Source organism: Actinomyces sp. ICM39 (genome assembly GCF_000282935.1).
GTDB classification, from domain to species: domain Bacteria; phylum Actinomycetota; class Actinomycetes; order Actinomycetales; family Actinomycetaceae; genus Pauljensenia; species Pauljensenia odontolytica_B.
Window position 1 is genome coordinate 1 of sequence record NZ_ALCB01000005.1, and the last position, 5636, is coordinate 5636.

The 5636-nt window shown below is 67.8% G+C and carries 6 protein-coding genes; 2 read left to right on the forward strand and 4 right to left on the reverse strand.

Translation table 11 applies throughout. From position 1 onward, the window contains the following. The 3 genes from tilS to dacB all read right to left on the reverse strand — a co-directional run. A partial coding sequence (gene tilS, locus HMPREF1137_RS00085; protein ID WP_050980913.1) for a tRNA lysidine(34) synthetase TilS occupies positions 1 to 741 on the reverse strand: 741 nt, incomplete at its 3' end. Further along, entirely contained in the window at positions 731 to 1573 is an 843-nt protein-coding gene (locus HMPREF1137_RS00090) for a zinc-dependent metalloprotease (protein WP_007587412.1), read from the reverse strand. The genes HMPREF1137_RS00090 and tilS, both read right to left, overlap by 11 nt. A 4-nt stretch (positions 1574 to 1577) precedes the next feature. Next, complete coding sequence (dacB, locus tag HMPREF1137_RS00095; protein ID WP_007587406.1) at positions 1578 to 2933, reverse strand: D-alanyl-D-alanine carboxypeptidase/D-alanyl-D-alanine endopeptidase; 1356 nt, start codon at positions 2931 to 2933, stop codon at positions 1578 to 1580. A gap of 102 nt (positions 2934 to 3035) precedes the next feature. Here dacB and HMPREF1137_RS00100 point away from each other — a divergent pair, with 102 nt between their 5' ends. Then, positions 3036 to 3530, forward strand: coding sequence for an inorganic diphosphatase (locus HMPREF1137_RS00100; RefSeq protein ID WP_003792014.1), 495 nt, complete (start codon positions 3036 to 3038; stop codon positions 3528 to 3530). Between the two features lie 93 nt (positions 3531 to 3623). Beyond that, positions 3624 to 4334 (forward strand): hypothetical protein, encoded by a 711-nt coding sequence (locus HMPREF1137_RS00105; RefSeq protein WP_007587409.1) that lies wholly within the window; start codon positions 3624 to 3626, stop codon positions 4332 to 4334. 19 nt (positions 4335 to 4353) lie between these two features. On the opposite strand, the gene HMPREF1137_RS00110 is transcribed toward HMPREF1137_RS00105, so the two are convergent. After that, the gene (locus HMPREF1137_RS00110) at positions 4354 to 5049 is read right to left on the reverse strand and encodes a hypothetical protein (RefSeq protein ID WP_231283979.1); all 696 of its coding nucleotides are present in this window, start codon (positions 5047 to 5049) and stop codon (positions 4354 to 4356) included. Positions 5050 to 5636: the final 587 nt, after the last annotated feature.

Sequence of the window (5636 nt, forward strand, 5' to 3'; positions counted from 1 at the left end):
GCGGGCCAGCGCGGGAACCGGGTCCACTCCGAGGGCCGAGGCCAGGGCCGGGATCGCGCGGTGACGCAGGGCCGAGCGCCGCAGCGGACTCCCGTCGGCGGCCCGCCACGGGCCGTCAACATCGTTCGTCGGGTCTTCCACAGGCGTCAGGCCCGCCTGTTCGCACGCCGCCTCCGTGTCTGATCGCCGCAGCCCGAGCAGCGGGCGCAGCCACGTCACCCCGTCGTCATCGCGCGAGATCGGAGCGATAGCGCGCAGGGAGGAGGGGCCGGAGCCGCGCGCCAGGCGCAGCAGCACCGTCTCGGCCTGGTCGTCCATCGTGTGTCCGAGGAGGATCGGAGCGTTTTCTCGCAGACCGACCGCTCGCAGGGCGGCTCGGCGAGCGTCCCGGGCTGAAGCCTCCGGGCCTCCCCTGCCATCAACAGCCACGGTCTCGACGAGGGCTCGCGCGCCCAGGGACTCGGCCAGGTCCGCGACCTCGCGCGCCTCGTCACCACTGCCCGCGCGCAGCCCATGATCGACAGTCACCGTGACAACGGGGATTCCCGCTCGCGCGGCCACATCAATCGTCGTCAGCGCCAGCGCCAGCGAGTCCGCACCACCCGACAAGCCGACGATGAGAGCGGGAGGGGCCCCTGCCTCGTCGATGTACGAGGTCAGCTGAGCGCGCACCGCCAGGGAGCAGGCGCGCAGAGGGCCGCTCGGATTCGGCCCCACACGGCTCGAGGCGTCAGCGCACACGCGCCAGCCACGCGGAAGGCTCCGCGTACTCGCGGGCGGAGGGCAGGGCCTCGACGCCCGACAGGAGATGGGCGATCGCCCCCTCGCGCACAACGGTGCGCGCGAAACCCTCGGTTTGGGCCTGCATGGCCTCGACCCCGGCCAACGGCATACCGGCCGCCGCGCACGCGCGCACCAGGGCCACCCCACCGGCGTGCGCGCGGTGAGTGCGCAGCCACTGGATCGAGGGCAGGTCGCGGGGCGTGAGGACCTCCATCTCAGCCGTGGGCAGCGCATCGAGGAGTAGAACTATGCGCACGAGCTCGTCACTGCGCTCGGGCAGCGCCTGAATCAGGTCCGCGATGTAGGGAACCAGGTGGGGCGCATACGTCAGGTGCACGCCGCGCAGGCCCGTGCACAGGGACACCCAGCGGCACCAATCCGTCTGATCGAGGGCGTAGCGCTGGGCGTCGGCGAGCACGTTGGGGGCCACGAGGACGCGGCGGCCAGCGTTAATGTCCCAGATGCCCGTCGCGTCCTTCGACAGGGCACGCAAGATGATGGCCTCGGCGGCCAGCACGAGGGGGGTGCGCTTGTCCTCGAAACGCTCCAGCAGGGAGCCCACCGACCGAATCAGGCCGCGCCGGTCCACGACGAGGGTCGAGGAGGCGGCCACCGTCGCAGAGGCCTCGGGCAGGGTGGAGAGATCGGCGAGCCTGCGGTTCGACCACTCCACCGAGCGGCGCAGGCGCGCCACCACGGCGGAGGCACCGACGCGAGAGGCCGACGGTCCCGCATACGACAGCGAGGCGAGAACTCCCGCGACGTCGCGCGGGCCAAACGGCATATCCATGTCCCTAGTTTAGCCCGGCCAGGCCTTCCTCGAAGGCGTCCAGGCGGCCGCGCGTGGCGTAGGCCCCCTCGGTCACGCGGTCATGCCCGATCGACACGAGGAGGACGCGCCCACTCGTCGTCATGACGGACCCGGACAGGGAGGTGACCTCCTGGAGGGCGCCCGTCTTGGCCTGCACGTTTCCGACCGCGGGTTCCTCAGTCATGCGCTTGGAGAGCGTACCGACGAGGCCCGCCCACGGGAGCAGACGCATCGTGTTCGCACCGGTCCCCTGCCCCGCGTAGGACGCCTTGAGGACGCCGACGAGCGTGTCGGCGCTGATCTTGTCGTTGCTCGACAGGCCCGAGCAGTCCTCGAGGGTCAGGCCGTCCGTGGGAATGCCGGCGCCAATGAGTGCGGCGCGCACCGTGTCGGTCGCACCCTCGTAGGTCGAGGGGGCTCCCGCCGCGCGCGCGGCGAAACGGCAGTACTGGTCGGCGAGCGTGTTGTCGGAGTGCGCGAGCATCCAGCGCAGCTGCTCTCCCATCGTCGCAGAGGACACCGAGGCGATAGCGGCCGCGCCCGCCGGGGCGTCCCCGGCCTCGCCGAGCGTCGCACTGATGCCGGCTGCGCCCAGCGCCTGCGAGAACACCTGCGCGACGCGTCCCGGAGCATCCGAGTAGAAAGCGTTGGCGCCCTCGTAGGTGCGTCCCGCGTCGATCGCCATCGGCCCGACGTGCCCCTCGTAGGCGCCGACCTCCTGCGCATCCCAGGACGCGAGGTGCGACGCCCCCTCGAAGAGAGTGCCACGCCAGTTCAGGGTCACCGAGGTGATGCCACGCTGCGCGAGGGCCGCCGCCGCATCGTTGGCGAGCGTCTGCAGGCCGGCGCGTCCGGACACCTCGACCTCGTCGGAGGTGCCGATGCCGAGGAGCAGATCGCCTTCGGAGTCCAGGTAGAGAGTCTGGTTGTCGGCACCCAGGAGCGCGCTCGTCGTCAGCGTCGCCGTCGGATCCAGGTGGGTGAGCGCCGAAAAAGCAGCGAGAGTCTTCGTCGTCGAGGCAGGCGTGTGCGCCGTCGACGCATCCGCGTCCAGCAGCACCTCACCGGTCTGGGCATCCACGACCGTGCCCCACGCCGTGTATCCACCCTCCGCCGCGGCAGCCGCAACCGGCGCCCACAGCGCCTGGACATCCTCGGCGGAGACCGGGTTCCCGGCGCCCTTCGCATCGCCGGAAATCGGCGCAGCTTCAAGGGTCGAGGCCGTGGGGGCGTCCGCCGGAGTGGCCGTTTGCGGGGCACAACCGGCACCCACGAGCGCCGCCGTCGCCACGAGTGCGGCGCTAGCGCTTACAATGGCCCCCATAGACGTGCGATGCATGGATTTCCCTTCGTGGTTACTTCGGTACCTACACTACCCGTCCATGCGCCGACACAACCAACCGGACCCCCGAGTTTCGGGGCTAATGAGGAAGGCGCGGCCATGGAATTTGACGTGACCATCGAGATCCCCAAGGGGAACCGAAACAAGTACGAGATCGACCACGTGACGGGTCGCATCCGCCTGGATCGCATGCTCTTCACCTCCACTCGTTACCCCGATGACTACGGCTTCATCGACGACACCCTGGGCGAGGACGGCGACCCGCTGGACGCCCTGGTCCTCCTCGAGGAACCCACGTTCCCCGGCTGCGTGATCCGCTGCCGCGCGCTCGGCATGTTCCGCATGCGCGACGAGAAGGGCGGCGACGACAAGGTCCTGTGCGTCCCCGCCTCCGATCAGCGCGCCTCCTGGCGTACCGAGATCGACGACGTGTCGGAGTTCCACCGCCTGGAAATCCAGCACTTCTTCGAGGTCTACAAGGACCTCGAGCCCGGCAAGAGCGTCGAGGGTGCCCACTGGGTGGGTCGCGAAGAGGCCGAGGCCGAGATTCGCCGCTCCTACGAGCGCCTGAAGGAGCACGAGGGCGAGCACTGAGCTGACTGCTTGCGAAGGGGCCGCGCGGACTTGCGTCTGCGCGGCCCCCTTCGCATACCCGCGCTCCCCGGCCTCGTCGATTAGCATGAGCGCATGACCACGACGACACCCGCTCAGCCTTCCCCGCGGGGAGAAAGCGGGGGCTCTGGCTCGATCTCGGCACCGGCGTCGAAGCCGTGGGAGCGGCGCCTCACGCGCCTCATCGTCGTTGTCGTCCTGATTCTCGTCGGCGTGTTCATCTGGATCCCGTTCGGCAAGCCGATGCTGGGACCGCTGACGATGCGCGCCACATTGGCGACGCTTCCCCTGTTCGCACTACTGTGCATCGGGTGGGTGCCGATCGTGTGGGCTGCCCTGCGTTGGATGATCCGGGACACCCTTCGTCGTTTCCTACTGCCCGTCCGTGGGCGCCACGCGCGCGCCCCGCATCCCGGGGTCGCCACTGCCGCGTTCGTGTTCTCCGCCTCGGCATTCGCATTCGCCTACACCGAGTTCGGGGCGGGGTACCTCCCCGCGCTTCTGGACTGGTGGGAGGGACCTGCGCACTACGAGGGCCTGACCTGCCAGAATCTACAAGAAACCAAAGGGTATCGGCGACACCCTGCCCGAACAATGTTCGACCTGGTCGACGCCGAAGGAAACATCCAACACATCGAGCTGAATAGGGAAGACTTCAAGACGCAGCAGAAACGGTCAGCCACCTACGCCACCGTCGCAGCAGCTTGCCAATCGCCCGACACACGCATCAGCATCTCAATCTACGAACGCACAAGCATCATCGCAGACGCCTCGGTCCGTCAGTAGAGCGTGTACCTACTTCGCGCTAGCGCTTCCACGCGTCGACGATGATGCCCGTGCGGTCGTAGATGCTGATCCCAATCTCGGCGCCGGGGGTACGACAGGCCTCGACGATCGTGTTGTAGAGGGGCGTCCCCTTCTCTGCGTGGCGATCGAGCTCGTATTGGCGCAGGTCGTAGGCGCGCACGACCCCTTCGGTTTCAGTCAGCTCGATGTGCACGAACGGCCCATCGTCGCGTTGCTCGGGATTCATGGCGGTGCACGTGACTCCCTCGCGGGTCACCGGACCGTCGCGCCAGTCGAGGGCAGCCTGACCACACATGCCCCACGCGACCAGACCAACCAGTCCAAGCACCACGAGCGAGGCCACGACCCCCAGGAACATGGTGCCGGGGTGGGCTTCCGTCGCGTGCTTGCCGCTGCGCATCGGCTTGATTCTGCGGATTAGGTCGAGGATGAAACGCCCGAACACCGCCCGGACGATGGGGAGGAACGCGAGGACTGCTATGGCCGCGATGATCACTCGCGCCTGGCTCAACTGGAATGCCCACTGCGTCCAGTTATCCCTACTGAGGAAATCAATGAACCCCCACGCCGGAGGCACCACGCAGAACAAGACGAACAGGGCGCGCACGTACGCGGGGAACGGCTTGACAACGCGTGGGACCGTGGAGGTAGCACCGATCTGGTGGGTGTTCGTGTCGGCGGTGGGGGCACTCATGTCGTTCATGCTAGCCACATGACCCCACAAGCACGCTCGCGGGTTGCACACAGGAGCGATTTTCTACACCGGCGGCGCCATCCGGCACTTGTGGCCTCATGGCGGCAGCACCAGGTAAGACTCGCGGCCCACCGAGTGGCTATCGCGGCCCCTCAGGTGGCCACCGCACACGTGCCGACCGTCGCGTTACTGGCGTTGAAATTTTCCATTGCTGACCCGTAAAGCCCCGTACGGGCGCCCACCGGTACAAAACTCTCCCGGCAACCCCCGCCTCAAGGCCAAACCGGTACAAAACTCTCCCCACACAGCAAAAAACGCCCATTTCAGCCCATTTAGCGCGAGCAGGGAGAACTTTTTCCCGGTCCAGACGCAAACAACCCGAGCAGGGAGAACTTTCTCCCGCCGACCACCACCGACTAGCCACGCAGCGCACACGCCCCGGTACAAAACTCTCCCGGCAACCCCCACCTCAAGGCCGAACCGGTACAAAACTCTCCCCACACACGGCGTGTAAGCCCAGCCATACACAAGCCCACAACACACAACCCACACAACCACAAAAAGGCCGGGGGCCGCGCAGACACACA

Excerpts from the sequence above, each read along its gene's own strand:
- HMPREF1137_RS00090 (WP_007587412.1), bottom strand. The coding sequence starts at position 1,573 with ATGGATATGCCGTTTGGCCCGCGCGACGTCGCGGGAGTTCTCGCCTCG.
- dacB (WP_007587406.1), bottom strand. The coding sequence starts at position 2,933 with ATGCATCGCACGTCTATGGGGGCCATTGTAAGCGCTAGCGCCGCACTC.
- HMPREF1137_RS00100 (WP_003792014.1), top strand. The coding sequence starts at position 3,036 with ATGGAATTTGACGTGACCATCGAGATCCCCAAGGGGAACCGAAACAAG.
- HMPREF1137_RS00105 (WP_007587409.1), top strand. The coding sequence starts at position 3,624 with ATGACCACGACGACACCCGCTCAGCCTTCCCCGCGGGGAGAAAGCGGG.
- HMPREF1137_RS00110 (WP_231283979.1), bottom strand. The coding sequence starts at position 5,049 with ATGAGTGCCCCCACCGCCGACACGAACACCCACCAGATCGGTGCTACC.